Source organism: Parasutterella sp. (genome assembly GCF_057870745.1).
Window position 1 is genome coordinate 1 of record NZ_DBMALT010000016.1, and the last position, 25,408, is coordinate 25,408.

The 25,408-nt window shown below is 48.6% G+C and carries 21 protein-coding genes and 2 tRNA genes; 12 read left to right on the forward strand and 11 right to left on the reverse strand.

Annotated features, from left to right (window positions below):
• Positions 1-182: 182 nt before the first annotated feature.
• From ACZND6_RS05790 to ACZND6_RS05800, 3 genes are all read right to left on the reverse strand, one after another.
• Positions 183-1,724, reverse strand: coding sequence for an FAD-dependent oxidoreductase (locus tag ACZND6_RS05790; protein ID WP_300874691.1), 1,542 nt, complete (start codon positions 1,722-1,724; stop codon positions 183-185).
• A gap of 4 nt (positions 1,725-1,728) precedes the next feature.
• Complete coding sequence (locus ACZND6_RS05795; protein WP_008864068.1) at positions 1,729-2,040, reverse strand: cytochrome c3 family protein; 312 nt, start codon at positions 2,038-2,040, stop codon at positions 1,729-1,731.
• Positions 2,041-2,240: 200 nt separating this feature from the next.
• Positions 2,241-2,792 (reverse strand): biotin transporter BioY, encoded by a 552-nt coding sequence (locus tag ACZND6_RS05800; protein WP_300874694.1) that lies wholly within the window; start codon positions 2,790-2,792, stop codon positions 2,241-2,243.
• A gap of 218 nt (positions 2,793-3,010) precedes the next feature.
• On the opposite strand from ACZND6_RS05800, the gene trhA reads away from it, so the two are divergent.
• Positions 3,011-3,673 carry a PAQR family membrane homeostasis protein TrhA gene (gene trhA / locus ACZND6_RS05805; RefSeq protein ID WP_293737466.1) on the forward strand — a complete coding sequence of 221 codons (663 nt, stop codon included), beginning with the start codon at positions 3,011-3,013 and terminating at the stop codon, positions 3,671-3,673.
• Positions 3,674-4,120: 447 nt separating this feature from the next.
• On the opposite strand, the gene ACZND6_RS05810 is transcribed toward trhA, so the two are convergent.
• The 6 genes from ACZND6_RS05810 to ACZND6_RS05835 form a co-directional block, all read right to left on the reverse strand.
• Positions 4,121-4,741, reverse strand: a complete 621-nt coding sequence (locus ACZND6_RS05810) for a PhzF family phenazine biosynthesis protein (RefSeq protein WP_300874697.1) — start codon at positions 4,739-4,741, stop codon at positions 4,121-4,123.
• A gap of 118 nt (positions 4,742-4,859) precedes the next feature.
• Entirely contained in the window at positions 4,860-5,672 is an 813-nt protein-coding gene (locus ACZND6_RS05815) for an MBL fold metallo-hydrolase (RefSeq protein WP_300817113.1), read from the reverse strand.
• A 121-nt stretch (positions 5,673-5,793) separates the two neighbouring features.
• The gene (locus tag ACZND6_RS05820) at positions 5,794-6,045 is read right to left on the reverse strand and encodes a hypothetical protein (protein ID WP_300874702.1); all 252 of its coding nucleotides are present in this window, start codon (positions 6,043-6,045) and stop codon (positions 5,794-5,796) included.
• 232 nt (positions 6,046-6,277) lie between these two features.
• Positions 6,278-7,462: a site-specific integrase gene (locus tag ACZND6_RS05825; RefSeq protein ID WP_293737461.1), complete on the reverse strand. Its 1,185-nt coding sequence runs from the start codon at positions 7,460-7,462 to the stop codon at positions 6,278-6,280.
• 671 nt (positions 7,463-8,133) lie between these two features.
• Positions 8,134-8,210 (reverse strand) — tRNA-Met (locus tag ACZND6_RS05830).
• Positions 8,211-8,288: 78 nt separating this feature from the next.
• A tRNA-Met gene (locus ACZND6_RS05835) sits at positions 8,289-8,365 on the reverse strand.
• A gap of 370 nt (positions 8,366-8,735) precedes the next feature.
• On the opposite strand from ACZND6_RS05835, the gene ACZND6_RS05840 reads away from it, so the two are divergent.
• The 10 genes from ACZND6_RS05840 to ACZND6_RS05885 all read left to right on the forward strand — a co-directional run bounded on the left by ACZND6_RS05840 (position 8,736) and on the right by ACZND6_RS05885 (position 20,472).
• Positions 8,736-9,692 carry a bile acid:sodium symporter family protein gene (locus tag ACZND6_RS05840; RefSeq protein WP_293737460.1) on the forward strand — a complete coding sequence of 319 codons (957 nt, stop codon included), beginning with the start codon at positions 8,736-8,738 and terminating at the stop codon, positions 9,690-9,692.
• Between the two features lie 84 nt (positions 9,693-9,776).
• Complete coding sequence (locus ACZND6_RS05845; protein WP_293737459.1) at positions 9,777-10,331, forward strand: hypothetical protein; 555 nt, start codon at positions 9,777-9,779, stop codon at positions 10,329-10,331.
• 54 nt (positions 10,332-10,385) lie between these two features.
• Entirely contained in the window at positions 10,386-10,949 is a 564-nt protein-coding gene (locus ACZND6_RS05850) for an NUDIX hydrolase (RefSeq protein WP_293737458.1), read from the forward strand.
• Positions 10,950-11,148: 199 nt separating this feature from the next.
• A complete protein-coding gene (locus tag ACZND6_RS05855; protein WP_489524467.1) occupies positions 11,149-12,558 on the forward strand; it encodes an ISAs1 family transposase in 1,410 nt (469 codons plus the stop codon).
• A gap of 182 nt (positions 12,559-12,740) precedes the next feature.
• The gene (locus ACZND6_RS05860) at positions 12,741-13,799 is read left to right on the forward strand and encodes a quinone-dependent dihydroorotate dehydrogenase (protein ID WP_293738436.1); all 1,059 of its coding nucleotides are present in this window, start codon (positions 12,741-12,743) and stop codon (positions 13,797-13,799) included.
• 5 nt (positions 13,800-13,804) lie between these two features.
• Positions 13,805-14,302 (forward strand): RNA 2',3'-cyclic phosphodiesterase, encoded by a 498-nt coding sequence (gene thpR, locus ACZND6_RS05865; RefSeq protein ID WP_293738438.1) that lies wholly within the window; start codon positions 13,805-13,807, stop codon positions 14,300-14,302.
• Positions 14,303-14,318: 16 nt separating this feature from the next.
• Positions 14,319-16,319, forward strand: a complete 2,001-nt coding sequence (locus ACZND6_RS05870) for a heterodisulfide reductase-related iron-sulfur binding cluster (RefSeq protein WP_489524468.1) — start codon at positions 14,319-14,321, stop codon at positions 16,317-16,319.
• Between the two features lie 59 nt (positions 16,320-16,378).
• Entirely contained in the window at positions 16,379-17,182 is an 804-nt protein-coding gene (locus tag ACZND6_RS05875) for an IclR family transcriptional regulator (RefSeq protein WP_300817084.1), read from the forward strand.
• Between the two features lie 276 nt (positions 17,183-17,458).
• Complete coding sequence (locus ACZND6_RS05880) at positions 17,459-19,855, forward strand: DMSO/selenate family reductase complex A subunit (RefSeq protein WP_370747713.1); 2,397 nt, start codon at positions 17,459-17,461, stop codon at positions 19,853-19,855.
• Positions 19,856-19,866: 11 nt separating this feature from the next.
• Entirely contained in the window at positions 19,867-20,472 is a 606-nt protein-coding gene (locus tag ACZND6_RS05885; protein ID WP_021867342.1) for a DMSO/selenate family reductase complex B subunit, read from the forward strand.
• A gap of 85 nt (positions 20,473-20,557) precedes the next feature.
• Here ACZND6_RS05885 and ACZND6_RS05890 read toward each other — a convergent pair whose 3' ends face one another.
• Positions 20,558-22,318: a cation:proton antiporter gene (locus tag ACZND6_RS05890; RefSeq protein WP_293738444.1), complete on the reverse strand. Its 1,761-nt coding sequence runs from the start codon at positions 22,316-22,318 to the stop codon at positions 20,558-20,560.
• A 342-nt stretch (positions 22,319-22,660) separates the two neighbouring features.
• Entirely contained in the window at positions 22,661-24,427 is a 1,767-nt protein-coding gene (locus ACZND6_RS05895; protein WP_293738591.1) for a cation:proton antiporter, read from the reverse strand.
• Between the two features lie 425 nt (positions 24,428-24,852).
• Here ACZND6_RS05895 and ACZND6_RS05900 point away from each other — a divergent pair, with 425 nt between their 5' ends.
• Positions 24,853-25,347, forward strand: coding sequence for a phosphate-starvation-inducible PsiE family protein (locus ACZND6_RS05900; RefSeq protein WP_008864051.1), 495 nt, complete (start codon positions 24,853-24,855; stop codon positions 25,345-25,347).
• Positions 25,348-25,408: the final 61 nt, after the last annotated feature.

Consider the following 25,408-nt stretch of genomic DNA (forward strand, 5'->3'; position numbering starts at 1 on the left):
ACTGCAGACACCTTGGGGTTCGCTAGTCTTTCCCACTAGCGGGCAGACTCGGGACTTTCACCCTATAGAGAATGCTCATGCCGAGCACACCAAAAAACGGCGCCCGAAGACGCCGTTCTCATCCAAATTATCGGAGAGGGACGCCTTGCGGCGCCCCATTCTTTCGTCAGATCACAGGAGAATTAACCGATCTGTTTGCCCATAACCTTCTGGCCTGCAACCCAACCAGAGGTGTGAGCGAAGCCGCAGGCGTTACCGCCGCAGTAGAAGGCTCCGTGAACACCGGCAACGGTTTCACCGGCTGCATAGAAGTGGTTAACAGGTTTCATGTCCCAACCCAGAACCTGGAGGTCTTCGTTAACACGAACACCGCCGCAGGAGAGGTTGTTCCACGGTTCCATACGAATCATGTAGTACGGGCCTTTGCCGAGAGGATACATATCCTTGTCGCTGCGACCGAACTGCAGGTCATTATGGTTCTTAGCTGCTTCGTTCCATGTGGCGATCTGTTTCTTCAGACCGTCAAGGTTCATACCGGACTTCTGGCAGAGTTCTTCAAGAGTATCGCATTTCCAGAGGTTCTTACCGACTTTGAATTCTGCTTCAACACGTTCGGCAGGCCAACTCGGCAGACCGATCAAAGCACCGAGTTTGATCTTGCCGAGGGTACGATCCCAACCGGCTTGGTCGCAGAGGACATAGTGGCAACCGTCAGGCTGAGAAGCCAGGGACGGAGTAACGTGGCAGATACCTTCTTTTTCTGTAATGAAGCGCTGACCGTTCTTGTTGACCAAGATACCGCCGTTATTGGTGATGAACCACCAGCGGCAGTACGGGCCGTTACGTCCGTTGACAACGATACCGCAGGGATAAGAAGCGATGTACTGCATGTGAGACAGAGGAACGCCGACGTCGCGAACGGCAACCATCATAGCTGTACCGTCATTCTTCGGACCGCCGATGGCAACGCCCTTACCTGCAACGCTCGGAACCCAGCGGTCCAGAGACTGCGGTGTGCCGGTGATACCGCCGGTAGCCATAATAACGCCCTTATTGGCCTTGACGTTCTTGGCTTTGTCGCCTTCACCTACCTGAACGCCGACAACGGTGTTAGTAGCCGGGTCATAGTAGAACTTGGTAACTCCCATACCGTGGTTGATCTTGATGCCGCGCTTGTCGAGCTGTTTGACCAGAACTTCAATGTAGTCACGGCCCTTGAAAGAGTCCTGACGATGAGCGCGCAGACGGCTGTGGCCGGCATACGGTTCAAGGTGATGTTTGGCAAGACCGGCGTCTTCAAGGAAGTCGAATGCTTTGCCGGAGTTCTTTGCGAAGCAGTAAACCGGTTCCTTCAAGCTCATGTAGTTACCATAAGCCATGATGTCTTCGGCGAACTGCTGCCAGGAGTCTTTACGGCCTTCGGGGTCGGCATTCTGCATCTTGGAACCCCAAGCTGTGAACAAGCCGCCGCAGAGGTTGGTAGCTGTATGGAAGGGAGACTGACCTGCGTCATAAACGGCAACTTTACCGCCGGCATCGTGTGCCTGGCAGGCGGCCATCATACCGGCACCGCCGCAGCCCAAGACGACGACGTCAACTGTGTCATCCCATTTGGCAGGAAGATTGTTTCCGGAAGTGGAAGCAGCCATTGCAGGAGCGGCGACAGCGCTAACGGAAGCAGCAGCGGCTGTTCCAAGGAAAGTACGACGAGATACGCTTGTCATTTTATTATTCTCCTTTCATCTTGATTGCGAATGTATGGCAGTCATTGCATTCGAGGTGCGGTTTGCCCTTAACGCTATGGCAGTTGGTGCAGTTTTGTTCACCGCGGTGGTTGCTGTGAGGATTCGGATTCATCTTGGCTGTTTTTTGAGCTACGGCCTGATAGGACTGATGGCAAACCAAGCAATCTTTTGTTGTTGCATTGTCAGGAAGGTTGGCATGCATCGGCGAATTTTTCAACTGAGCTTGGGCGCTCATGCTGAAAGCGGCTGCGCAACAGAGTGCTGCGGCAAAGCTCAAAAGAGTCTTAACTTTCATATGTTTTCTCCGTGATCGAGGTGATTCGAAACATTGATTGTTTCGATATGTGAAATTTAAGACTTAGCTCAGGATTGGAATACATCCCAAAGTTCATAAGAAAAAACCCTGAGTAATGTGGTAAAAGCTAACCTCTTGAATAAGTATAAAAAAATCCGAAGATTAATACCTCCGGATTATGCCTTCAAGGAATATTCCTATTATTGTCTGCTGCTTAATTCTTTTGCATACAGAACTGCGGTTCCAAGGATTGCCTTAAGCAAGGCGCCGATGACAAACGGCACAAAGCCGACCAGAACAGCCTTTTCTACGCCGATGGAAGCAGAAAGCCAGAGTGCGCCGAAAGCGACAATAAAAATATTGGCGGCGTACTGGCTGATGAAGGAAGCAAAAACACGTTTGCCTGCCCAGCCTCTTTCAGCAAGCAAACCGCTGATGGCAGCGGCCATCGGGAAAGAAACTAAGTAACCGGCAGTCGGACCCATCAAAGCGGCCGGGCCGCAAAGCGGCGTGGCAAAAACGGGAAGACCTGCAAAACCGAGGGCTAAGTATGCGATAACAGCGGCGACGCCCTGACGCGTTCCGAGCCAAGCGCCGACGACAGCGACGGCAAATGTCTGCATGGTCAGAGGAACAGGACCGATCGCAAAAGAAACCTTAGACGCAGCAACTAACAGAGCAACAGCGGCAGCACACTTAATAACTGCCCTCTTATCAAAAGCTGCTGTTCTGTTCTGAGCAAAAACTTTCACAAAAAATCTCCTTGTGTATTAGAGGATTCAGAAATCTTAACCCATTGCCAGTTCATGCGCCTGAGGCAAAAGACGAGTTTTGCCTATTTGCCTCGCTGTGAATAGCTTTGTTACAAAGTCAGCTTTTTTACTTTCGCTAGGGATCTCAGAGACTTTTATATTGGGATTAACAATCAGACATAAGGGAGTCGGTTTCGAAAGAAACCGACTAGATAAGAATGGACCGTACTTATTCAGGTTTTCTGAGAACGCAGGAGAAGTTTTACACCTGTGGTGAGGAGATTGCCAACGCTATTTCTCACGGCTTGGCGGTCGTTGCTTCCATAGTGGGACTTGTCTTCTTAATTCTTTACGGAATCCGGCACGGAAATGCTTTGGCAGTAACTACTTTTAGTATTTTCGGGTCTTCTCTGATCGTTCTTTATTTAGCAAGTACGCTATATCACGCTATACCGAACGTCAGAGCCAAAAAGGCGCTCCAGTATGTTGACCACTCCTGCATTTTTCTTTTGATCGCAGGAACCTACACGCCTTTTATGCTGAATCTTATGCCGAATTGGATCGGCATCACGATTTGCACGGCCTGCTGGATTATTGCTGTCTTCGGTATTATTTTCCAGCCCTGGCTGATGAAGAAAAGCGACAGGCTTAACACCTTCCTGTATCTCTTTCAGGGTTGGCTGGTTCTGTTTGCCTTTAAACCGGTTGTAGAAGCCCTGCCCGTCACTGGCTTAGTCCTGCTTGTAGCCGGAGGTCTGCTCTATTCCTTCGGTACGATCTTCTATAACTGGCAAAGACTTCCTTATCACCATGCGGTTTGGCATTTATTTGTCTTAGGCGGAAGCGTCACGCATTATTTTGCCGTCATGTACACGATCTAAATTAAGCAGCAGATCAAACCGTATACAGACGGCAAACTCCGGTTTGCATTGAAGCTCTATAGACTTCGATGCACAGTTCTCCGCGAGAATTAAGGACGGCTTTACCTGCAAGTTTGACCCGCTTTCCGTCAAGCTCGCATTGACTTCCTCCTCTCCATAAATGAAGAGGATTCCTACCGCTTCTCCGACAGCCGTAGCTTAATGTCGAAGTTGCCTCGGCGGGTTTCTGCTTCAGCGAGATTGCCCAAAGGAGTACAGCTTGGTTTTTGCACATTCTCCAAAAGGAGATACGTGCTTGGACACAACCGTATACTCCTTCAGGTCTCACATCTCTCCACAGACTTAACTTAGGGACAGCCCGCCCCTAGATCTGAAAAGATAGAACCAGTTTAGTATAGCCAGTCCTTCGGACTGGGCCCTTATATCACCGTCATAAATGACGGTGCTTTACGGGCCTAGCTGGTAAAGGACGCCTCCTCGAGAAGAAGTCTGGTAGGCCAATATCTCTTTCTTTCCGAGCTTTTCCGACCATAGCGGCACTAAGTGGCAATGACCGGATCCGCATACCGGGTCTTCGTCTACGGCTAATTTCGGTGCAAACGTCCTGCTCACGCAGTCGTACTTGTCTTTTCCTTTGGCAGTTATGTGCAAAAGTAAACCGTCTAAAGCTTTGGCCTTTTCAAGATCCGGTTTGGCTTGGATAACTTGATCCTCGTTTTCAAGTACACAAACTAAGTCACGGCCGATCCAAGCTTCTAACGGCTTACAACCGATAGCCTTTTCCATTGCTTCAGTGACCTCAATTTTCTTAAGTTCGTACGCCGGAAAATCCATTTCGAAGAGATCGTTCTTTTTCTTTGCGGAAAGTTTTCCGCTGAGCGTGGAAAATTGAACCTCAGTTAGATCAGGCTCGACAAAGTTCATTAGCACAAATACAGTAGCCAGTGTTGCGTGCCCGCACAAATCGATTTCGCCGTCTGGCGTAAACCATCTGAGCTTCCAGCCGCTGGCTTCTTTCACTACAAAAGCGGTTTCTGAGAGGTTGTTCTCAGAAGCAATATCCTGCATCAGTTTGTCTGTCGGCCAATGCTCCGGAAGCAAATGGCGGCTGGATTTCCGTGGAAAATCTTATCGGTGAAGGCATCCGCAATGAATTGCTTAATCATTTTCGCTTCCTTTTCGTGAATTAGAGTACGTAGCTGCGGCCCGCACCGGCCCAGTCAACATCATCGAATCTAGCAGCCATGGCCGCCGCGGCTTTAAATCCCGTGCAATGATTCAGGCGCCATTTTTCGACAGGAAACTCAGCCAGTCGATCAAACCAAACGCCGTAATCTTCAGGATCGACACCGCAAAGGTGGGAACCTCCGACAACCATGTGCAGACGTTCGATGGCAAACAAGTCTTTTGCTCTCTGCATGATGTTCGGTAATCCCGCATGTGCGCAGCCAAGCAGCAAGCTCCAACCCTTTTCTCCTTTTACAGCCAAGGAGACATCGTCTTCAAAACGGTCAGCAAAAATTTGCCCGTCAGGACCAACTTCCCACATGTTGCGGCAGCAAACATACTGAGTACGGCGATTTTGCTCAGGGACTCGGAAGGCATATACGCCAGGCACGATTTCTACATAATCCTCGATGAGGTGTGCATTAGGAAAATGACCTACAGGCACGCCGCCGCTTCTTCTCGATGCGTCGGCATCTCCTCTTCTCTCAATCTCGATGCCTTTACCTGCGTAGATCGGAATTCCGGGGCAACTGAAAACAATATCAAGGAGACCTGAGATATGGTCATGGTGGCTGTGAGAAAGGACTAAAGCCGAGAGTTTCTTGAGATCAACTTTAAGAAAGTCGAGATTGTGCCTTAAAACATGACCGGTTCCGCCGGTGTCAATCATCACGCTGCCATGCTCTGTCTCTAAGAGACTGCAGTAGCCCCATTCAGCGAGCATGCCTGACTTGGCACAATAGTTATCGATGACGACCGTGAATTTCATCATTCTTCTCCGGAAAAAACTTTGATTTTTCTTTTGAGAAAAGTTTACAACGATGCCTTTGCTTGCTTGTGCGGAAAAACAAAAAAGCCCGAGATTTACTCGAGCTCTAAAGGAATGATGTTCATCAATCCGCAGCACTTGCCATAGCTTTTTGTTCTTCTACTTGTCTGGCTGCTGCAACTTGTCTTGCTTTAGGATGGAGCGTTCCATGTCCTGAACGAATCAGGAAGAACCATCCGGCCAACATAACCAAAAGGCCTGCAACAATGACGGCTGTACTATCGGCGCCGGCGACCGCAATAATATAACCAAGGGCAATCAGTCCGACAGATTCCATCATGTGGCGAACTGTCTTTCTTTCTAACTTACTAAACACAATTAATCTCGATTTATTTCGACATAAGGGATTCTACCTGAAATTTGTAAAATCTGCCTGCAAAATTGTGTTCAACTATTTGTTTTATATAAATTTTACCTACTTACACCCTCTCCAAACCCTTGATTTACATGGGTTTGATGAAGGTCATAAGTAATTTCCCGAATTGGTACTATATTTTGAAAATTTAGGCTTTTCAGAAGGAAAAAATCGGAAAATCTGCCATTTTTCACTATTTGAAAAACAAGTTGGCATCGAACGGCGCCATCACGTTTTTCTCGATCCAATCAGCCGGACAACACTGATTGAATTGGATTAGGAACTGTTCAGCGGTTGACTTCGTACTTATCGATGAAAGTTTTTCCATCAATACTTCTTCGGTATAGAGATTGCGTTTCTTTCCGAAAATCGCTTGCTTTCTTGCGGCCAATGCCTCCAAATCCCGACCTTCATCAGAAGAATAAACGCACCAAAACAGAACCGAAAATGCCAAGAATGTATGGGAGACAAGAAGCTCACGAAAGAACATTTTGAGCCTGTCCTCCGTGCTTGAATGCATCGGATTAGAGACCAAGGCAACTAATAATCCGGGGATTGTGTCTTGCCCGGCGCGTTCCATGTTTCCGACATAAACAGCCGTCACCTCGGCTCGGTGATGCCCAAGGTCTTCAGAGACTTCCAATGAGGACCTTTCGCCGTTTGGGTTATATCCGTCCATCATTCTCGAAGCAAAAGAATGTCTCATTGAATAGGCAGATCCTTCAAAAACTTCTTTTGAAAGTCCCAATTCCTCTACGAGCTGCTTTCTTTGAATTTTTAGGGCTTCTTGCACCGAAAGGCTAGGATCTCGGAAGAGTTCAATGCCCTTCTCTGTACAAAAAGTGCTGAGTTGTTCGAAGGCGTCGTGCTGATCAACGGTTTTCATCAGGATTTTTCTAGGCTTTCCGCCTTTTGACCCTTTCAGCACATGGATGTAAGGACGTCCGCCTTCGGAACAGAAAGACTCCTGATGCTCAAGACAGACCGACTCGGCCGGACGAAGTCCGAAATAAGCCATAGCCATCACTTGGACGCCTAAGTAATCACTGATTTTGAAAGCATCATCGACTTTCTTTCTAAGCGCAAAAGTGTCCGTATGAGCGCTGCGAAAGTTAGACATCGGACAGTTTTCCAGACGAAACCTTTCCGCTTTCATGATTTTTGAGAACTTCGGAATGCAATTGGGTTTTGAGATCCACCAAGCAAAGAATTTCAAATGACAGAGTTCGTTGTCTACTCTCTTAGCGATGGCCTTCGGATCCACTCCCCGGTTCAGTCGTTCGGTGATTTTGTAATGGAAGTAGGCTTCCACGTGTTCCGTTTTTAGTTGACGCGGATCAATCCTAAATTCTTTAGCCGCGTAGTGAAAAAACTTCATATAAAACTTTTTTCTGCCAACTGAGGTTTCTCTTGAACAACATTTGTTCTTAGTGGAATGGAAACAGTTGTAGATTCGGCACAGCGTTAAAACCACCAACTGCCAGTTATCCGGATGGCGCTTTAGGCCTACAAGACAATATTTATTTTTGGGCGGAAAAAGGAAACGATATCTGCGTAGCCCCTTAACTGCATCGGTTCTCCGTTTTGAGAATTCTTTCATGGGTTCTCCTAAAAAAGTGCGGCTGCGCGTTTACACGCAGCCTGAATATTGCTGAAAGATCTGTAAGACGATGTGCTATTTCCGTTGTCCGTAAAGGATCAATCGGGTTATTCCGTTTCCGTCCGGTGGTAAATCGGAGGCCGGGATAGCGTCGGCAATCAAAGGCCGTGGTTAAGAATGCGAAGCCCACATCAATGGGTAAAAATTAATTCGCACCAACCGATTTATGCAGGCATATGAACGGACATATGCGGAGAACCTGCATATAAATTTAGATGGTTAACAGCGCAATTATATAGTGAGTAATGATAATTAAAGAAAGGATTAACGGGAATTAACCCCTGATTACATTTTTGGGAAGGATTTTGGGATCTTCTGGAATCCAAAAAGCAGACATGAAAAAAGCAGCCCAACAGCTGCCTTAGACATCACCAATTCAAAAAAAGAATTGGTAGCGGAGACAGGATTTGAACCTGTGACCTTCGGGTTATGAGCCCGACGAGCTACCAGACTGCTCCACCCCGCAATTATTGGGTGTTTGACGTAACCGTCGTTTTACGTTTTGGTATGCCTTCCCAAAACAACCAACTCCTACAAAAGGAATTGGTAGCGGAGACAGGATTTGAACCTGTGACCTTCGGGTTATGAGCCCGACGAGCTACCAGACTGCTCCACCCCGCAATCAATGTGAAACATCTCGTGTAACGAGGAGTGTGACTATATCACTGTTCTATAAGTCATGCAAATTCCCGATGACAATAAAAACCTATTTTGAGTTTCTAAATATGAATCGAACAATGAAGAAAGCACGAGATTAAATTATAACTAATTGAATTTATTGGAATATAAAAATATCACGTTGCGAAAATTAATTTTGTCTTTCGAAAAGTTAAAAGCAATATTTTTTGGCGTTAAATTATTCATCACGTTGATCGGTGATCCCGACAACGTTTAAAAGGCAGTTAAAAGCTGCAAACCACGATTCGAATCGCTTTTACCCAAAGACGTTCGAACGTCTATAAGAGATTTTGTTTAACACTAGAAAATTAAAATGGCGTTCCTTGCATCTGTTAGTCAATTCCTTGGCAAAACATTTGCCCTGTGGGTTCTTGTTTTTGCCGGTCTTGCATATGTCTCTCCAGATTCTTTCAAGTTTTTTGCTCCTTACATCTCTCCGCTGCTAGGCATCATTATGTTCGGTATCGGTTTGACACTGAAGGCAAGCGATTTCTCCGAAGTATTCCGTCGGCCGATGGCTGTTGCCATCGGAACCCTAGGCCAATTCACAATCATGCCGATTTTGGCTTGGCTGCTCTGCTTAATCTTTAATCTTCCGCCCGACATTGCCGTCGGCGTCATTCTGGTCGGCTGCTGCCCTGGCGGTACAGCCTCCAACGTGATGACTTATCTGGCTCGCGGCGACGTCCCGCTTTCCGTGACCGTTTCCTCTCTGAGCACCATTCTTGCTCCGATCGTGACTCCGGCATTGATTTATCTCTTTGCTCACTCCTGGATTAACGTGAATCCTGTCGCGATGTTCTGGTCCATTATTCAGATCGTGATCCTGCCGATTATTCTCGGCTTGATCGTCAAAGCGATCTTCAAGTCCAAGATTGACGCTGCCGTGACTGCCCTTCCGGCCATTTCCGTTATCGCGATCATCATGATTGTGAGTGCTGTCGTTGCCGTCTCTCAGAAGAGGATTGCCGAAATCGGTCTCCTCGTCTTCGCCGTCGTCGTGCTTCACAACGGTTTAGGCCTCCTGCTCGGTTTCTTCTTAGGCAAGATCACCGGCATGGATGTGGCTAAGTGCAAAGCCTTGAGCCTTGAAATCGGTATGCAGAACTCCGGCTTAGGTGTCGCTCTTGCAACGGCACACTTCAATCCGATCGCCGCGGTTCCAAGCGCCATCTTCTCGGTTTGGCACAACATTTCTGGCCCGATCGCTGCCGCTATTTACCGTCGTATGCAGGATAAAGGCTCGGCCGACCAAAATGATCCGACTTGATCCCGCTTTTCTGTAATCTATCTAAAATCACAACGGACGGCTTCAAAACCGTCCGTTTTGCCTTTCAATTAAGCTATTAATAATATGTATTACATACCTACCACTTATCTAACGGTCAGAGATGACGAGGGTCCGATTGTTTTCCAGCGTGAAGATTTAATGCGCTACAGCGGAAATCGCGGCTTAATCGCGAGCGGCGTCACTTTCCGTCTTCTAAACGCAGCATTCGAAGACCTTTGTCCTAACGAGATTCCGCACCGCGAATATTTCCGCTTCCGCACTTCTTTCCCCGGAGACGAAGTCCGTGACGGCATTGAGTTGGTGACGCGTGCTGTCTTAAAAGGCAGATATTTTGTCGATACTTCGATCGCACCGGACTTTGCCCCTCAAACGCCTGCCAACGGCGCCATGTACTTTGAGGTCGCCTATTTAGACAGAGCTTTTGCCTACAGCTTTGATCACCATATCTTTACTAAGGAATGGACCGAAGAAGTCATCAAGCATCAGGAAGGCAGTCTTTCGGAAGAAGAGCACGCTCGATATCTTGAGTACAAGTATGAAGTCCTCGGAAAGCTGCTCACTCGAATGAACGTCTTTAATTACAGAGAACCGATTCCGGTTTCTCGGTTTAACCGCTAAGGCTCCTACAGGCAAAATCATTTGCCTGTTTCTCCTTCTTTTCGGAGGTCGGTAATGAGTAAAAAGCCAATTCTTTTCTGCACACAGTGCGGAGCGCCCGTAGAGAGAAAGATTCCTGAGGGCGACGATCATGAACGTTATGTCTGCACGGCCTGCGGAGAAATCTTCTACGAGAATCCGCTAAATATCGTGGGCACCCTTCCCGTCTGGGAAGACAAGGTTCTGCTTTGCCGCCGAGCCATAGATCCGAGAAAAGGCTATTGGACGCTCCCTGCCGGGCACCAGGAAATGAAGGAGACCACAAGAGAAGGTGCGGCTAGAGAGACCCGGGAAGAAGCCGGGATCGATTTCCGGATTGCCGACGAACCTTACGTCTATTTAGATTTAGCGCATGCCAGCCAGTCGCATGTGATTTTCCTTGCTGTCATGGAAAGCCCCGAAGCCAATCCCGGTCCCGAATCCTTTGAAGCCAGACTCTTCAGCGAAGACGAAATTTCGTGGGACAAGATTGCCTTCAACTCGGTCGACAAAATCCTCAGGCTTTATTTTGCAGATGCCAAAACAGGAAACTTTCCTTTCCACTACATCGAGCGGCACAAACAAGGGGAAATCCCATAATCACCATTGAAGGCGTATTTTCCTTCTAAATATTTGCAAGACGGCCTTGATTTTCCATGTCAAGGCCGTTTTCGTTCAGGGCTAACGCACATAATTTTTAACGAAACATCCTTAACTCATTAAAAAGTCGACAAAAACTGTTGATTTTTTTTGAAATATGACATATAATATATATGTCTATAATTCAATAGGTAGCATGATGGCTGTCAGCAAGGAAATCCTAGACCTTATCCCGGAAGGCTGCAAGGTCAACTGGAACGAGAAACAACAACGCTTCTGTGTGTACAAGTCCACTTATTACTACAGTAAGGAACACAAAAGATCTCGTGAACAGCGTACCCAGGTCGGTACGATCGTTAACGGCGTATTTACTTATGCCAAAAGCTACCTGCTTAAACAGCAAATCAAGGATTTGAAGCAGGAGGTTAAGTCTTCGACTGCTGATGTCGTTAACAAAACTTCTGAAATTCTGTCCAATGAGGTCATTGATCCCCGTCAGGCTGCGAAGGTTCAATATCCTTTGGCGTACGTGTATTTGGTTGCTCTGCTCAGCTCGTTGTCCGGGCAGACAAGCTGTGTTCAAATCGCTGATTATTGGAGCAACCATCGAGCGGCCCTGGAGACAGTATTTGAAGACTTTCCCAAGCAGGATGTTTCTCACGATACCGTTCGGCGTCTTCTTATGCTGATAGATCCCGAACAATTCCAGAGCTTTTACGGCAGACTTGTAGAACCGCTGCTCCACAAATTTACTTCTCGAGTTGTTGCAGTGGACGGTCAAGCAGTTAAAGCCTCTAGAAGAGGCGGTGAAAGAGCCGGTAAATACATCCTTACCTTCTATGACACTGAAAATGGAATTGCTTTAGGACAAAAGCTCATTGGGAATAAGGAAAATGAGATTACGCATGCCGCCTCAATGGTTGAGGGACTCAATTTGGCAGGATGTATTGTTACGGCTGACGCACTCAATACACAGGAAAAGTTTGCTTCAGCTCTAATCCAAAAAAAGGCAGACTACTGTCTTGCGGTGAAACAGAACCACAAATCGTTGTTCTATGACATACAGTTAAGCTTTATGGACCGCACTGAAACTCGTACCGTGGAGATCGAAAAAGTTGAACTCGGACATGGAAGAATCGAGACAAGAAAGATTTCGGTGCTTCCCGGAAGTTGTCTGCCCGCAGTCTTATTGAAGAAGTGGATAGGGCTCGATGAAGGCACGATCGTTAAAACTACGACTGAGAGCGTTAGCAAGACAACCGGCGAGATCAGTTCTCTTGATCGCTACTATATTAGCTCCCTGAACTTCTTGAATGCCCATATCGCAGAACAATGTGCCAGAGCCGTTAGACGTCACTGGGGAATTGAAAACGACCTCCACTACGTTCTGGATGTTAACTTCTATCAAGATAGGACACAGTGCAAAAACGCTAACTATCTGCAAAACAGAGTCCTCTTGAATAAATGGGCGCTCGGAATGATCAGAAAACTTCAAAAAGAAGAGGAAACCGAAACCGGAAAAGAGGCTAAAAGCGTGAAGCGGATCATGGCTAAGCTGCAGTCCCCGTCAGCGGCTCTGGAGGCGTTGGCCACGCTAATTAACAAATAAATTCATGCGTAGCCCCTGGTTTTCGTTTGATTTTCGTCACCACCTGAGTCCGATTTGAGCATTGATTCGGTATACTTTTCGGTTGATATTGAATTGCCTTCCGGCAGCTCAATAGCGTTCGGACCGTCCTTATCGGCGGATAATATCGGGAAGACCTTTTTACAGTCCTAAGACGAAAAAAAATGAACTCAATTTACAAACTTGCTAAGTCAGTTTTGTTCCGTTTTACCCCTGAACAAGCTCACCACATTATTCTTTCGAACCTTGACTGGGCTACTCAGCTTGGCGCTCAGAAACTTGTAACGCGTTCCTTCCCGGAAAACCCTATTGAAATCATGGGGCTGCGCTTCCCGAACTGCGTTGGCTTGGCAGCCGGCATGGATAAGGACGGCGAGCATGTCACAGCCTTCGGCGCCTTGGGTTTCGGTTCCGTTGAAATCGGTACTGTAACTCCTAAAGGTCAGCCCGGTAATCCCAAGCCCCGCCTCTTCCGCCTGATTCCCGATGAAGCCATCATCAACCGCATGGGCTTCAACAACGTCGGTGCTATTCAGGTTGCTAAGAATCTCCAGAGCGCCAGAGCCTTCCGCAACCGCGGAGGCATCTTAGGCATCAATATCGGCAAGAACAAAGTCACGCCCAACAGCGAAGCTTTATCGGATTACAAGAAGTGTATGGATCGCCTCTACACATCCGGTGATTACATCGCGATCAACATTTCTTCTCCGAACACTCCTAACCTTCGCGACCTGCAGGCTGATGCAGAACTCGATAAGCTCCTTCTTGGTATCGCTGAACATCGTCAGCGCTTAGCCGATGAAAACGACGGCAAGATCGTCCCGATCGCCGTAAAGATTGCACCTGACCTGTCTGATGACGGCGTCAAACATGCGCTGGACATCATTGTTAAACACGGCATGAACGGCGTAATCTGCACGAACACCACCATTTCCAGAGAACCGGTTGAGCACAACCCGCTCGCTAAAGAAACCGGCGGCCTTTCCGGCAAACCTCTTATGGCTCGTTCTACCGAAGTCACAAGAATTGCCTCCGAGCATCTCCAGGGTGCGCTGCCGATCATTGCTTCCGGCGGCATCATGAGCGCTCAGGACGCCGTCGAGAAAATGGAAGCCGGTGCTTCTATTGTTCAGCTCTACACAGGTTTCATCTACAAAGGTCCGGAACTGATCGCGGATTGTTCCGAAGCCATCGCTCAGTGGCGTGACCAGCACAACAGATAAGTTTTATGAAGTGTTTTATCGGACTTCCCGCTGCGCCTAGCGTCATTAATAAATTAGTGGACGCTCAGGATAGAGCTTTAAGTTTCGATGCGGGCGCGCGGCCTGTGCCGAAAGAAAATTTTCATTTGACTTTGGCTTTTATCGGAGAGATCGAACCCGATAAAGCCCGGTTAATCGCTCAGCTCCTGCCTCTTACGACTGACTTTAGCGGCAAAAGCTGGCTGATCGACAACAGCGGCCTTTTCATACGTCCTCAAGTCGCTTGGGTCGGAGGCAGCGCCTCTCCGGAGATAGAACACTTGGCCCGCGAATCGCGAGAGATTTTGGATCGTCTCCATATCTCTTACGACAAAGGCCGTTTTAAACCGCATATCACCATTCTTCGGAAATCGCATTTGGCTGAACCTGTCATTCAGCATCCTTTTGAATGGCCGATTTTGCGTCCGAGAATATTTGAATCTCGATTAAATTCCGACGGTCGTCGGGAATATGTACCTCTTTAACTTAGAGAGATTGACTATGAATGGAGTAGACATCGTCACTCGTCCGGGATTTTGGAATATTCCCGTCTGGGCCATTATCGGCATCTATGTTCTCGGCATCGCCGCTGCGATCTGCTGTGCAGTCGGCATCCGCAAGTCCTACCTGCTTTGGCGTGCCGGCAAGCCCTACGCCATGGACAAGGAAACCAAGCGCCGCTGGGGTTTCTTTGTTAAAGAAGGTCTGGAGCAAAAACGAATCATCCGCAAACCCTTAGGCAGCTGGCTGCACTTTTGGATTTTCTGGGGTTTCGTTTTCTTATTTTTCGGAACCTGCCTGGCCGTTTTAGACTGGGACATCGGCAAACTGGTCTTCGGCAAACAGTTCTTGGTCGGGAATGTTTACTACTTCTATAAGTTCATTCTCGATATTGCCGGTGTCGTCTGCTTGATCGGCTTAGGTATGGCCTTTTACCGCCGCTTTATCAAGCAGGGCAAGCAGTATGAAAAGTCCGTCCGCTTTCTGTGGATTTTGGGTTCTCTTGCCGTCATTATCCTTACCGGCTACATCGTTGAAGCGCTTCGCTTAGCTGCCGAGAATCCTTCGTATGCTTCTTGGTCTCCTGTCGGAAACTTCCTGGCTAAGGTTTTTTACTCTGGCATGAGCAAGGAACAGCTGGAAGCTCAGCACCTCTACATCTGGATCTTCCACGGCGTCATTTCTTTAATGTTCGTCGCCGCTATCCCGATGACGTACTTCGCTCATATGTATAAGAGCCCGACGAGCATCTACTGGCAGAGAACTAAACCCCGCGGCCTCGTGGAAAAGATTGACAACATTGAAGAACAGGAAAGCTTCGGTATTTCTAAGTTCGGTCAATTCAACTGGCACGATCGCTTGAACTTTGACGCCTGCGTGGAATGCGGCCGATGCACGTCTGTCTGCCCGGTCAATCGCGCCGGGGGTCCTTTGGATCCGCGCGAAATCATTCTTTCTTTGAAGAAACGAATGATGGAAGGCTACACCAAGACCGAAGAAGTCTTAGTACCGGATGTTGTTTCCAAAGAATCCCTTCTGGCTTGTACGACCTGCGGTGCCTGTGTCGAGCAGTGCCCTTCCCGCATTGAAATCGTCAATACGATCCAGCAGATGCGCCGTTCTCTGGCTCTAGAAGAAGGCCAGTTCGCCGAAGGCGTGGCTAAAACGCTTCAGAACATTCAGTCCGTCGGCAACCCCTGGGGCTTGGACCCGGATACCCGCTGGGCTTGGCTGGAAGGTTTAGACGTTGCCTTTGCCGAACCGGGCGTTCACTACGACATCCTTTACTGGGTCGGCTGCTCTGCTGCCTACGACAAACGCAATCAGAAGATTGCGAAGGCAATGATCAGGATCCTCAAGCATTCCGGCTTGTCCTTTGCCGTGATGCAGGAAGAAATGTGCAATGCCGAGTTTGCCCGCAGAGTCGGCGAAGAGTATCTCTATCAGATTCAGACACAGACCAACATTGATAATCTGCGCCAGTACAACTTCAGCCGTTTGTTGGCGGCGTGCCCGCACTGCTTCAACACTCTGAAGAATGAGTATCCCGAGTTTGAGCGCGGTCAGTTCAACGTGATTTCGCACCTGCAGTTCATTGCGGAACAGATGGATTCCGGCAGACTCAAGGCAGAACTTTCCGAAAAAGAAAGAGTCGCCATCCATGACGCGTGCTATTACGCTCGCTACAACGGTATCGCGAACGCTCCGAGATTTGATTTGAATAAAGTCAAAGGCTTAGAGACCGTCGATCCCAAGGAATGGGGCACTTGCACAACGTGCTGCGGCGCCGGCGGCGGACAGTTCTGGACCGATACGGACGCGCCCGAGCGACTGAACGTGATCCGTCTGAAGGCAGTCGTCAACGATACCGGCTGCGACAAAGTTGCAACGAGCTGCCCGTTCTGCTTATCCATGTTCGACTCTGCGAAATCTCAGGAAAAATCACTATCTGAAATTTCTATCTCAGATATCGCAGAAATTATTGCAAAAAATCTAAAATAACAATCATGGGCGGTTGATATTACCGCCTTTGATTTATCAATAAAAACAGATGCAGTCTCATGGATCAGTCCGTTAGTAAAGCAAACATTCAAGTACTTGATCGGGCCAGTGCAATTCTTCGAGTCCTGACCCAGCATCACGACCCTGTGAATTTGAAGGTCATTTCTGACGAAACCTGCCTTCACATCTCTACTTGCCACCGTATCCTTTCCGATTTAGTCCGCCTTCGTTTTGTGGAGAAAGGCGCCTCTGCCGGGACTTATCGTTTAGGTTTGCGGTTTCTTCAGCTCGGAAACCTGGTGAGAGAGAGAATCTCGGTTCGTGATACAGCAAGAACCGGAATGCAGCGTTTGCATAATCTCACGCGTCAAACGGTCAATCTCTCGATTCGTCAAAACGACAACATCGTCTATATCGACCGCATCATGCGAGAGCGTCCCGGCATTCAAGTTGTTCGCACGATCGGCGCTACTGCTCCACTGCACACCACGAGTTCAGGCAAACTCTTCTTAGCAGAAGATTCGTTTGAACAGATCCGCGCTTATGCTCTGCGCACCAACCTTGAAAAATCCACTCCGAACAGCATCGGGGACATCGACACCCTTCTGACTGAAATCTCCAAGATCAAAACTCTTGGTTTTGCGCGAGATGAAGAAGAACTGGAAATGGGGGTTCGCTGTGTAGCCGCAGGCATCCGTGACGACTCCGGCAAATTAGTTGCCTGCCTTTCGATCTCCTCTCCCGCCAGCAGTTTCTTAGAAGGCTGGATCTGCGAAATCAAACACACTGCGGATGATATTTCTGAACACTTAGGTTATGTAGCAACGCCCGGTGAGCTATACGTCCGCCCCAACTTTACCTAAAGAATTATTTCTCACTTAGGCCTCCGAATTGCGAGGACTATTTCTTTCTTACCATAAGACAAATATTGGATTTTTCCTATATCTCTTTTTGATTATTCGTTAGCTAAATATTCGTTGAGAGGGTTTATTGTTGTCGGGATTTCGCAGACAAACAACTACTCGTTATTACTAGATTCACACTCTTGACCTCATCCGAACGTATTAAATACAATTTAAGGCAACAAAGACCCCTAATCTTTGTCTACCCACCCCAAAATTAAAAAACAAGGAGAGCACATGTTCAATCTTCCACAGAGCACTTTCGGAAGAAGAAGTTTCCTGCGTTTTTCAGCACTCAGCGTTGCTACAGGCAGCTTTTTGATGAATCCGATCTCTAAAGCCGTTGCTCAGGCGGTTAAAGAAATTGAACCTTTCTACTGGAATGCCTGCGTGATTAACTGCGGCCAGCGCTGCCCGCAGCGCTGCTTTGTCAAAGGCGGCCAAGTCATTCGCGTTGAAACCGACAACACCGCCGGTGACGCCTGCGATCATCGTCAGATTCGCGCCTGCTTGCGCGGCCGTGCATTAAGACAGCGCCTGTACTCACCGGATCGACTGAAATATCCGATGAAACGCGTCGGTGAACGCGGCGAAGGCAAATTCGAACGCATTACTTGGGATGAAGCCATCAAAACCGTGGCAGACAACCTCAAGAGAACCGTTGAAAAATACGGCAATGAATCCGTCTATTGGCAGTATTGCTCCGGCCAGCAGTCTCTAGTGAACTCCAGACGCGCTTGGTGGCGCCTGCTCAACCTCATGGGCGGCTACCTTAAGTACTATGGTTCTTACTCCACCGCCCAGATCGGCGCAGCCATGCCTTACACCTACGGCGGTCGTCCCGGCTCAGACATGAGTGAAATCGGCAACGCCAAACTGTATGTCACATTCGGAGGCAATACTTTAGTCACACGCGGATCCGGCGGCGGTAAAGGCTATCAGCTCGAATGCGCTAAAGAAAAAGGTCATCCGAAATCCATCATGATCGACCCGATGTACAACGATACCGTTGCTGCAGGTATGGATCAGTGGATTCCGATTCGTCCGGGTACGGACGCTGCCTTAGTCGAAGCCATTGCCTACGAACTGATCAAGAATAACTGGGTCGATCAGGACTTCCTTGATAAATACTGCGTCGGCTACGACGAAAAAACACTCCCCGCCTCTGCCGCAAAAGGGAGTGACTACAAGAGCCACATCCTCGGCAAAGGCAAAGATGGAATCGCTAAAACTCCGGAATGGGCTGCCAAGATTACAGGTATCCCGGTAGAGACCATTGTTCAGCTTGCTAAGGAAATGGGCACGACTAAGCCCTGCTTCGTATCTCAGGGCTGGGGTCCTCAGCGTCAGGCTAACGGCGAAGAAACCGCTCGCGCCATCGCCATGCTGCCGATTCTTTTAGGTCAAGTCGGCTTGCCAGGCACGAACCCGGGTGATGCCGAAGGCAACTCTTCTCTGCCAGCTGTTTATCTCCCGATCGGCAAGAACCCTGTTAAAGCCACGATCCCTGTCTTCATGTGGACAGATGCCATTGTTCGCGGTAAAGACATGACCGACATTACCGACGGTATGCGCGGCGTCAAGAAGCTGGACCACGATATCAAGATGATCGTGAACTCCGGCGGCAACACCACGATTAACCAGCACTCCGACTCAAACGCAACGGATAAGATCCTTCGCGACACATCTAAGTGCGAATTCATCGTAGTCTGCGACAACATGATGACACCGACCTGCCGTTATGCCGATATTCTTCTTCCGGACGTCCTTGGTCCTGAAACCGACGACATCGCCTGCCAAGGCGGCTCTAACGGCGGTACGACTTCCATGCTGCCGATGCACAAGGCTGTCGAACCTCAGTGGGATCAGAAGACCTCGTACGAAATCTGCCGCTTGATTGCCAAGGAACTCGGCAAGGAACAGGAATTCACGGAAGGAAGAACTCAGCTGCAGTGGCTCGAATGGTGCTACAACGAAACACGCAAGAAAGTTCCTCAGCTGCCTGATTGGGATACGTTCTGGAAAGGCGGTCCTGCTCAAGTCTACGGCTGGAGAAATAATCCGGTTGCGCTTTCCGAATTCAGAGCCGACCCGGCTAAGAACCCGCTTAAGACTCCGTCCGGCAAGATTGAAATCTATTCCGAACGTCTTAACAATATCGCCAATACCTGGAAGCTGAATCCCGGCGATGTGATCTCTCCGATTCCTATCTACTTCAGAAACTGGGAGATGTACGGGGATGAACTGCAGAAGAAGTATCCGCTGCAGTGCTACGGTTTCCACCATCACGGCCGTATTCACTCCACCTTCCACAACCTTCCCTGGCTGCGTGAACAGCATCCTGACGTCGTCTTTATGAACGTTTTGGACGCTAAAGCACGCGGAATCAACAACGGCGATTTGGTTCAGATCTTTAACGATCGCGGTATCGTCGAACTTCCGGCAAAAGTCACTTCAAGAATTATGCCGGGCGTTGTGAGCATTCCTCAGGGCGCTTGGTACACGCCGGTCAACAAGAACGGTAATGTCGTCGACGTAGGCGGCAACATCAATACGCTCACCTCGCTGCGCCCGAGCCCGCTGGCCAAAGGCAATCCTCAGCACACCAACCTTGTAGAAGTCCGTAAGGCCTAGGAGAAAAAAAGATGACACAACTTGGATTTTTTGTTGACGTATCAAAATGCTCCGGCTGCAAGACTTGTGCCGTGGCATGCAAGGACGCACATAACCTTCCCGTGGGCATGAACTTCCGCAAAGTTCATGAATACGCCGGCGGAAACTGGAAACAGGCTGCTGACGGATCCTGGACACAAGACGTGTTCGGTTATTACGTCAGCTTAGGCTGCAACCACTGCTCCGACCCTGCCTGCGTTAAGGTTTGCCCGACAAAAGCACATCACAAACGTGCAGAAGACGGTTTGGTGGTCATTGATGCGACGAAGTGCATCGGCTGCGGACTTTGTGCACAGGCTTGCCCGTATCATGCACCGGTATTGGACGAAACTGCTCACAAGATGAGAAAGTGCGATGCCTGCTTTGACCGCCTGCAGAGAGGACTTCAGCCGATCTGTGTGGAAAGCTGTCCTAATCGCGCCATCGAATTCGGCGAAATTGAAGAGCTGCGTAAGAAGTACGGCAAACTTGCTGAAGTCGCTCCTTTGCCCTCTGCTTCTAAGACACAACCGAATTTGGTTTTGGTTGTTCCTGCTCAGGCTCGCCCTGCAGGAGATACTTCAGGTACTGAATACTAACCGAGTATTTAATTGAAATCGCAACAGGCGCCGAAAGGCGCCTGTTGCACATCGAGTTCAAAAACTCGAGCCAATTTAGGAAGAACTAGAGTGCTCCTCTTTCAACTGCTTTTCGTTCTTCTGCCTCCTCTGCCCGAATCTTTTGGTCTTCGGATTCTTTGCCAAAACGGCTCATCGTGAATTGAACGATGGCTTGCGCCAAGAGCTCGTCCGGTACAAAAGCCTGAGCAACACCGTCTGCCTTAAGAGCCTTTGCATCTTCTTCGTTTTCGGCAGGCATGACTGTTTCAATGGTCGGTCGCAGGATCTTGGCTGTTTCAACAATCTTGCGGCAAAGGATCTCATTTTCAATTGCCAGAACAAGAATGGCCGCTTCATGTATATGAGCTTGGATAAGGACAGCAGGATCTGTAGCATCTCCGTAAATAGAATTAACATTCCTCTCTCGAAGCTCTTCAATAACCGAATGGTGATCGTCTACCACTACAACAGAAAGATGTCTTTGAAGCAGCTCTTCGAGGATGATTTTCCCCTTTTCTCCGTAACCGACAAGAACCACATGACCGTGGAGGATGTCGCTGCCGACGCTGTCCGGCATAAGTGCCATTGGATCGATACGCGCGTCCATTCTTCTAGCGAATCCCCAACGCTTTTTTATGAAGTCGCGAGCCGGTCCGACCGTTGCGAAGGCAAACGGATTCAGGGCGATAGAAATAATGGCGCCGGCCAATACTAAACTCATGCCCTCTTGCGGCAGGATCTTGAGCTGAAGTCCAAGTGCAGCCAAAATGAACGAGAATTCACCGATCTGAGACAGTGCGGCAGCAACCGTCAAAGCAGTGTGAAGTGTATAACGGAATAACAAGACCAGACCAAAAGCAACAAGACCTTTGCCTAAGATAATAATGGCAAGCACGGCCAATACATGCAGGGGCTGTTCGTAAAGGACTTGGGGATCAAACATCATGCCGACACCCACAAAAAAGATAACCGAGAAGGCATCTCTAAGCGGAAGTGACTCCATCGCAGCGCGATGAGAGTAACGGCTTTCACGCATCACCATGCCGGAGAAGAAGGCACCCAATGCGAAACTGACATGGAAGATCTGTGCTGCACCGTAGGCAATACCGATTGCAAATACCAACACTGAAAGCGTAAAGAGCTCGCGGGAACCCGTCTTAGCAACCTGGCGAAGAAGCCACGGAAGCAGGCGTTTTCCGACAACCAGCATCAGGATGATGAAACCGAATACTTGAGCCAGCGTGATGCCGACAATCTGCCAAAGCGGCAAAGAAGCCTCGGTATTTTGCAGAGGAGAACCCAGCAAGGAAGCTAGCGGAGGCAGGAGCACCAGGATCAAGACGGTCATGATGTCTTCAACGACCAACCAGCCCACGGCGATTTGACCGTCGCCGCTTTCTAGAATGCCTCGGCTTTCCAACCCTTTCAGAAGCACAACCGTGGAGGCGCAGGAAAGACACATACCAAAGACGATGCTTTGTCCCCACGGCCACCCCCAGAAATGGGCCAAAACCGCGCCTAAACAGGTCGCCAGGCCCATCTGAAGAATAGCTCCGGGAACCGCGATATTCTTAACTCGAATGAGATCGGTCAGAGAAAAATGCAAGCCGACGCCGAACATCAGCAGCATGACACCGATTTCGGAGAGTTCGGAAGCAATATTAACATCCCCCACAAATCCGGGTGTTGCGGGCGAAATAATAATACCGGCGAGCAAGTAGCCAACCAATGCCGGTACTTTGATGCGCTCCATGAGGAAGCCAAGCGCCCAGGCAATCGCAAAACCGATCGCCAAGGTCGAAATCAAGCTAAAACTATGACTCATCGTTCGTTTGTCCTATGCGGGCAAAAATTTAATGCAGATTGCTAATTCTTTGAGCGTAATCGTTCTGTACACTTAAGCGAATTGCATGACTCGGAGGATCCAACCGGTTCGTCCACGCAAATTCAGGCAATATTCTACTTTCGAGAAAGCTTTCTGAGACTGACAAACGGGACTTTTCCGCCCATCTTAGAAATCTCGCTTTTGACGCATAATTTCTATAAGGAATCAAAGGGATAAATACTCTTATTCCTTATTCGCTATTTCTTAGAAATTGAACAATTCCCAAAGGCGACACACGAGATTAATAAGGAAGCTGAAAAACTCAGCTTCCTCAACAAAATATTAGGGATTGGCTTCAGGATGCTGTGAAGGGGGCGCCGGGTTGACATCACTGTTAACTGCGATTTCTTCGTCCACCAGAGAATCGCCTTTAAGGATTGCCAGACGGATCAACTTATCCATTTCTTGGGACAGAATCACAGAAGCTTGAACGACCGTTCCCAGGTTATCCGCTCTGAAGTGGTTAGCTTCTTGGTCAGTAGCGGCTCGAAGAATAACCTTAACACCTTGATTGATCAGCTTGGCAGTCTCTACGACCTTGCGTTCCAAAATCTCATCACGGATTGTCAGAACAATCACGGCAGCGTTTTGCACGTGAGCTTGAAGCAGAACAGACGGATCCGCGGCATCGCCTTGAATAGCGGTATATCCGTTCTTACGCAGCTGAGCCACCAGGGAATCGTCTTTGTCGACGATAACGGTTGGGATTTCATCTTTCTGAAGAGCTGCTGTTAACTTACAGCCGACGTCGCCGTAACCCACAATGACGATATGACCGGTGATTTTCTTCTTTTCGATTTCGTCCGGCATAAGAGACTGCGGATCCGGGCGAGCAGCCGAAATACGAGCCAGTTTGCTGCGTTTTTTAAGGAATTCAGCGACTTTCGGAAGGGTGGCAAAAGCAATCGGGTTAAGCGCAATCGTCAAAATCGCTGTTGCTAAGACGAGATTCATGCCTTCGTCAGAGACGATGTCCATGGACTTTCCTAGGCTCGCCAAGATGAACGAGAATTCACCGATCTGTCCTAAACATGCGCCGAGTGTCAAGGCGGTGTGCAAGGGATAACGGAACAGCATCACTAATAATGCGGCGATGATCGGGTTAATGAAGAGGATTAAAAGCAGCACGCAAAGCAGATGCCAAGGATGTTCGACGATCACCATCGGATTGAACATCATGCCGACACCGACGAAGAAAATGACCGAAAAGGCATCTCTCAGCGGAAGGGATTCCACGGCTGCTCTATGGGCATACTTGGATTCACGCATCACCATGCCGGCGAAGAAGGCACCCAAAGCAAAGGACACATGGAAGACTTCAGCGGCGCCGAAGGCAATACCGATGGCCACTGCCAATACGCAAAGCGTAAAGAGTTCGCGGGAACCGGTTTTAGCAACCTGCCAGAGGAGGTACGGCAACAGACGGCGCCCGACCACCAGCATCAGTACGATAAAGACGACAACCTGAGCCAAGGTTATAAGCAGAAGCTGCCAGAGCGGCTGAGAAGAAGTCTGAGCCTGGCCTGTGAACACTGAAGCCATTGGCGGCAGGAGAACTAAGAGCAAGACCGTGACCATGTCCTGCACGATCAACCAGCCCACTGCTACGTTGCCGTCGAAGCCTTCGAGCATGCCTCTTGCCTCCAAGGCTTTGAGAACAACGACCGTGGAAGCACAGGATAAACAGCAGCCGAGAAGAACTGAATGACCTACGTCCCAGCCCCAGAGCCAGCTTAAGCCAAAACCGATTAAGGCTGACAAAAGCATTTGGCAGATCGCGCCCGGAACAACAAGGCCTTTGACCTTCAGCAAGTCTGTCAAGGAGAAATGCAGGCCCACGCCGAACATCAGGAGCATGATGCCGATTTCAGCCAGCTGGTTGGCCAAGTTCAAATCCACATCAAAGCCGAATACCGACGGCGAAACCAAAATACCGGCGAGCAAGTAGCCGACCAATGCCGGCACTTTTAATTTTTCTGCCAAAAAACCCAGGACCAAAGCGACACCGAAACCGATCGCTAAGGTCGAAATGAGAGAAATACCTTCCATACTTTTACCGCGTGCGTTTATTCGTTATTCCGCATCCTTTTAAGAGAGCGAGTTTGGTTCGCACTTGAGCACAATCCAATGCCCCCTCCACTTATTAATCGCTGCCATTACCTGGCAAAAATGTGCTCCAATTCTAAACACTCAGATCGAAGGATTCCTCTCAAAATTTAAAAACAAGTATTTTTTGTTTGTCTAGTAGTTTGCTAAATAATTTTTCAGCGATCAACCGTTTGTTCAACAGTTACTTTTCTATTTATTTTCAAATAGATGAATCGAACAGTTTGATTTTTGATGAACAAAAAGTTGCAATCCAAGATCGCTTTCGCCCATTCTTGGTAGATTGCTACTTATTAAGCCGCACTAGCCTCTTTTTTTTCTCATAATGCAGGCATGGGTCGCGGGACCCATTATTAATCAAGAAAAAAATGAATAAACCAATCATCGCAAAAATTAACGACAAGTTCGAAACCCTTCTTCTGATCATTCAGGCAGGCGCCCTGATCATCATCACAATTGCGACCGCAGTCGCGATCGTGGCCGAAGGTTATGACATGTTTGCGACCAAGAGCATCGGCTTGGCTAACTTACTGCTCTTGTTCTTATTCATCGAGATTTTGTCGATGGTCAGACAGTATTCGCTCGGACAGCATGAGTTAAAACTCAAGACGCCTCTGGTCATTACTGTTGTGGCTGTTGCTCGTTACCTCATTATTAATATGGAACATCTAACGAGCAAGTGGATTCTTCTTACTTCTGTTTCAATTCTCATCTTAACGATCTCCCTCCTGATATCCCGTCAGATTAAAGGCCTTCATGATGATATTGAGGAAGAAAACCTCTCTTCCCTACAGAAGCTGAGCGGCAAGCTCTCCGGAATAGTCTGCAAAAAGAAAGACATCCAGAAAGACGATAACCCATAGTACTTATACCTATTCATTTTCTCCTATTGTCTCTTACAATTTGTAATAAGTACCTCTTGTG

What these genes read in the sequence shown, in the direction of transcription:
- ACZND6_RS05790 (WP_300874691.1), bottom strand. Translation starts at nt 1,724, where the DNA reads ATGACAAGCGTATCTCGTCGTACTTTCCTTGGAACAGCCGCTGCTGCT.
- ACZND6_RS05795 (WP_008864068.1), bottom strand. Translation starts at nt 2,040, where the DNA reads ATGAAAGTTAAGACTCTTTTGAGCTTTGCCGCAGCACTCTGTTGCGCA.
- trhA (WP_293737466.1), top strand. Translation starts at nt 3,011, where the DNA reads ATGGACCGTACTTATTCAGGTTTTCTGAGAACGCAGGAGAAGTTTTAC.
- ACZND6_RS05810 (WP_300874697.1), bottom strand. Translation starts at nt 4,741, where the DNA reads ATGCAGGATATTGCTTCTGAGAACAACCTCTCAGAAACCGCTTTTGTA.
- ACZND6_RS05815 (WP_300817113.1), bottom strand. Translation starts at nt 5,672, where the DNA reads ATGATGAAATTCACGGTCGTCATCGATAACTATTGTGCCAAGTCAGGC.
- ACZND6_RS05825 (WP_293737461.1), bottom strand. Translation starts at nt 7,462, where the DNA reads ATGAAGTTTTTTCACTACGCGGCTAAAGAATTTAGGATTGATCCGCGT.
- ACZND6_RS05840 (WP_293737460.1), top strand. Translation starts at nt 8,736, where the DNA reads ATGGCGTTCCTTGCATCTGTTAGTCAATTCCTTGGCAAAACATTTGCC.
- ACZND6_RS05845 (WP_293737459.1), top strand. Translation starts at nt 9,777, where the DNA reads ATGTATTACATACCTACCACTTATCTAACGGTCAGAGATGACGAGGGT.
- ACZND6_RS05850 (WP_293737458.1), top strand. Translation starts at nt 10,386, where the DNA reads ATGAGTAAAAAGCCAATTCTTTTCTGCACACAGTGCGGAGCGCCCGTA.
- ACZND6_RS05855 (WP_489524467.1), top strand. Translation starts at nt 11,149, where the DNA reads ATGGCTGTCAGCAAGGAAATCCTAGACCTTATCCCGGAAGGCTGCAAG.
- ACZND6_RS05860 (WP_293738436.1), top strand. Translation starts at nt 12,741, where the DNA reads ATGAACTCAATTTACAAACTTGCTAAGTCAGTTTTGTTCCGTTTTACC.
- thpR (WP_293738438.1), top strand. Translation starts at nt 13,805, where the DNA reads ATGAAGTGTTTTATCGGACTTCCCGCTGCGCCTAGCGTCATTAATAAA.
- ACZND6_RS05870 (WP_489524468.1), top strand. Translation starts at nt 14,319, where the DNA reads ATGAATGGAGTAGACATCGTCACTCGTCCGGGATTTTGGAATATTCCC.
- ACZND6_RS05875 (WP_300817084.1), top strand. Translation starts at nt 16,379, where the DNA reads ATGGATCAGTCCGTTAGTAAAGCAAACATTCAAGTACTTGATCGGGCC.
- ACZND6_RS05880 (WP_370747713.1), top strand. Translation starts at nt 17,459, where the DNA reads ATGTTCAATCTTCCACAGAGCACTTTCGGAAGAAGAAGTTTCCTGCGT.
- ACZND6_RS05885 (WP_021867342.1), top strand. Translation starts at nt 19,867, where the DNA reads ATGACACAACTTGGATTTTTTGTTGACGTATCAAAATGCTCCGGCTGC.
- ACZND6_RS05890 (WP_293738444.1), bottom strand. Translation starts at nt 22,318, where the DNA reads ATGAGTCATAGTTTTAGCTTGATTTCGACCTTGGCGATCGGTTTTGCG.
- ACZND6_RS05895 (WP_293738591.1), bottom strand. Translation starts at nt 24,427, where the DNA reads ATGGAAGGTATTTCTCTCATTTCGACCTTAGCGATCGGTTTCGGTGTC.
- ACZND6_RS05900 (WP_008864051.1), top strand. Translation starts at nt 24,853, where the DNA reads ATGAATAAACCAATCATCGCAAAAATTAACGACAAGTTCGAAACCCTT.